The following is a 3,106-nucleotide window of genomic DNA, read 5'->3' as shown; positions in this document are numbered from 1 at the left end:
GGGTATGGGTGGGGGTACTGAACAGATTGACTCTACACGTATGTTCAGGGAGCATGGGCCACTGAAATTCTGTTGCCCATCACCGCCAGAGCAGGCGGGCGACCGAGCGAAGGAGTGCGGCCATGGAAGAGCTCACGGAGCGCCAGCGCGAAATCCTGACCTTCATCGTGAAGGAATCGGAAGTCCGAGGCTTCCCCCCGACCATCCGGGAGATTGGGGAGCACATGGACATCCGGTCGACCAACGGGGTGAACGACCACCTGAAGGCCCTGGAGCGCAAGGGCTACCTGACCCGGGGCGAGCAGCAGAGCCGCTCGCTGGTGCCCACCAAGCGGGCGAGGCTGCTGTTGGGCCTGGGGATGAAGAGCCGGGAGTCCGGCATGGTGGAGATTCCCCTCCTGGGCAAGGTGGCGGCGGGTGCGCCGGCGCTGGCGCAGGAGCACATGGAGGACTCGGTCAAGATCGACAGCTTCCTCCTGGGCGGGGTGAACGGCCGTGAGGTCTTCGCGCTCCGCGTCAAGGGCCAGTCGATGATCGACGACGGCATCCACGACGGGGACTACCTCTTCGTGAAGAAGACGCCGTCGGCGCAGCCGGGTGAGATCGTGGTGGCGCTCATCGAGGACGAGGCCACGGTGAAGCGCTACTACCCGGAGCAGGACCGCATCCGCTTCCAGCCGGCGAACGCGACGATGCAGCCCATCTACGTGAACCGCACGGACTTCCGCTCCACGATGATCCTGGGGCAGGTGGTGGGCGTGTACCGGAAGCTGCAGGGCGGCCGGACTTAAGGCAGTGACTTTCCGCCCGGGCACGGTGAGCCCGGGCGGGAGGTATCAGCGGACGGGGCAGGCGCCGCAGTCGAGCGCGTGGCCGCAGCCGTCCGGCACGACGGTGCCGCAGGAGCGGCCCAGGGAAGCGCAGGTCGCGGGCGTGCAGCAGGTGTTGTCCGCGGTGCAGGTCTGGCCCTGGGGACACATGCCACAGTCGATGCGGCCGAACGTGGTGTCCTTGAAGCCGCAGGCGACCTGGATGCTGGCGCAGAGTTCGGGCGCGTGGACTCCGTTCATGGTCCTGCGGCCCCGGACCTTCTCCTTGAGCACTTCCACTGAGAGGTAGGAGGTGACGGGCGCATCGGCGGAGGGGGTCTGGATGTTCACCCCACTGCCCTTGGGACCCAGCTCGCGGGTCTGCGCGTTCTTGAATTCAGCCCCGCGCACGGTCGAGCCTTCCCAGGGAAGGGTCATCCAAAGCCCGACCTCGGTTCCAGGCGGGGGCGCTTCCGTGAGGATCACGGTGGGCCTTGAGCCGGAGGGCCTGGAGATCATCTCCGCGAAGGTGTCCCCCAGCACCAGCGAGGGTGGCATGAGGGCCGTGGGCAGGAAATCCAGCGGGCTCAGGCCCTGGATCTTGATCAACAGTCCTTCGTGGATGGTGACCTCTTCTTGCGTCTCACCGCGGACGACCGTGAAGCCCTGGGTGATGTGCACGCGCTCCACCGACGTCACCGTGCCGAACCCGGAGCTCTGGGAGCGCGGCCAGGTCCGGGGAGCAAGAGGAGGTGGCCGCTCGGAGCACGCCAGCGTCAGTCCCAGGACCAGCAGATGGCACCACCGCATCATGGTTCTTCCCCCTCGGCGCTCCGTCACGGCATGACAATCAGACTTCGGTGAACCGTATTCCCGAGGCGCGGATGCGTTCCAGGGCGTGCTTGATGTCCTCGGAGACGATGAGGGCGATGGACCATCCCCACGTCCTGAAGACCTGCACATCGCCGACCTGGGCTGGGTCAATGCGCATTCCGTCGACGTCGCGATACTGGCCTACCCGGTCCGGCCGGCCGTCTTGAGGCGTCCACCGGATCACCTCTTCGGAAGCTTCGTCATCGATGCAGCGGATGAGCCGGGTCGCCACAAGGATGAAGTACGGCTCCGCATGTCCCAGGACTGCCACGGGCACAAGTTGGATGTCCTGTGCTGCCCGCTCTGAAAAAACAGCTGCGACCCGAGCGCTCACAACGGGCGTACTGAAGCCCGCAAGGGAGAAGTCGAGGGGCGTTCCCGAATGCTCGATGGGAACGAGCAGCCCTTGTTGAGGAGGAACATGTCGGCCCTCCCTGAACATCCAGGGGTCTTCGACCTCGTTCCCCCTCGCATCCAGGGGGATGCCCAGTTCCCATCTCCCAGGAAGGGTGACGTCATCAAGTAGGCGATAGAAGCGCCGTGGCATGGATGTCTCCGGATTCACTCGCTTCGCATGAGCAGCTTGTGGAGGCCTGAGCCGTGCGTGGTGGCCTCTTGGGCCAACCTCCTGAGCTCAGCGACGAGAGCTTCGCGACACTGTTCGACGCTGCGACACCCGCGCGTCGCCTCTTCCAGCCGGTCGTAGACGCGCTGATGGTAGCGCTGCGGATGAGGACCGCGATGGCCCGGGACCTCGACGACGTTCTCCGGATCCTTCAGCTCCATTCCTGCCTTCTTGAAGATGCGATGGAAACGGGGTGTCCACGGTCCTCCGCGATGCGCGGAAACGTTGTTCCTCAGGGTCGCGAGGTGGTGCTTCTGGCTCCCACCGCGTGACGACATGGCGACCGCGTTGGGCGCCAGTGCGATGGTGAAACCATCCGCGGTCATGGCCACGGACCGCACGCCACCAATGCCCGCGTACGCGTAGCCAGCCTGCGCTTCCACCGCGAGCGCTGCCTGCGCGGAGCCCGGGAGGACCGGGGTCTTCGCCGCCAGCCCCACCGTGTTGCCCACCGCCGCCGTGGCCAGCATCACGAAGACCCGCGCGGCGTTCTTCCCCAGCACCTTCCCGTAGCCCTCCCCTGCTTCGCGCAAATCCTCGAACGTCAGCGCGCGGTCCGCCTGCTTCACCAGCGTCAACCACCCGTTCAGCAGTCCCCACACCGTGTCCACGCCCAGATACGCGATGGCAGTCGCGGTCATAAGAGCCGCGATGACCTTCGTGACGGGTTCGGGGAAACCCATCTCAGCGCACCCCATCCAAGCAGCCGTCGTCGCAGGATTCGGTGATCATCACCCACCCGCTCCATCCATTCGTGGGCCGGACGCTTCCGCTGCTGCAGCACCTGCGGTACCTCGGT

At 65.8% G+C, this 3,106-nt stretch carries 3 protein-coding genes and 1 pseudogene; 1 reads left to right on the top strand and 3 read right to left on the bottom strand.

The genetic code is table 11. The features are described 5' to 3' along the window. Positions 1 to 122: 122 nt before the first annotated feature. The gene (lexA, locus tag D7Y21_RS40815) at positions 123 to 791 is read left to right on the top strand and encodes a transcriptional repressor LexA (RefSeq protein WP_120565881.1); all 669 of its coding nucleotides are present in this window, start codon (positions 123 to 125) and stop codon (positions 789 to 791) included. Positions 792 to 836: 45 nt separating this feature from the next. On the opposite strand, the gene D7Y21_RS40810 is transcribed toward lexA, so the two are convergent. From D7Y21_RS40810 to D7Y21_RS40800, 3 genes and pseudogenes are all read right to left on the bottom strand, one after another. After that, a complete protein-coding gene (locus D7Y21_RS40810; protein ID WP_121718585.1) occupies positions 837 to 1,622 on the bottom strand; it encodes a hypothetical protein in 786 nt (261 codons plus the stop codon). Positions 1,623 to 1,659: 37 nt separating this feature from the next. Then, positions 1,660 to 2,229 (bottom strand): imm11 family protein, encoded by a 570-nt coding sequence (locus tag D7Y21_RS40805; protein WP_121718584.1) that lies wholly within the window; start codon positions 2,227 to 2,229, stop codon positions 1,660 to 1,662. Between the two features lie 14 nt (positions 2,230 to 2,243). Then, positions 2,244 to 2,981 (bottom strand): annotated as a pseudogene (locus tag D7Y21_RS40800) (AHH domain-containing protein); the annotation flags it as partial. Between the last annotated feature and the right edge of the window lie 125 nt (positions 2,982 to 3,106).

Source organism: Corallococcus sp. AB045 (assembly GCF_003668895.1).
In the GTDB taxonomy this organism is placed as follows: Bacteria; Myxococcota; Myxococcia; order Myxococcales; family Myxococcaceae; genus Corallococcus; species Corallococcus coralloides.
Note: the sequence above shows the minus strand (reverse complement) of the source record. Positions and strands in the feature narration are given on the sequence as shown.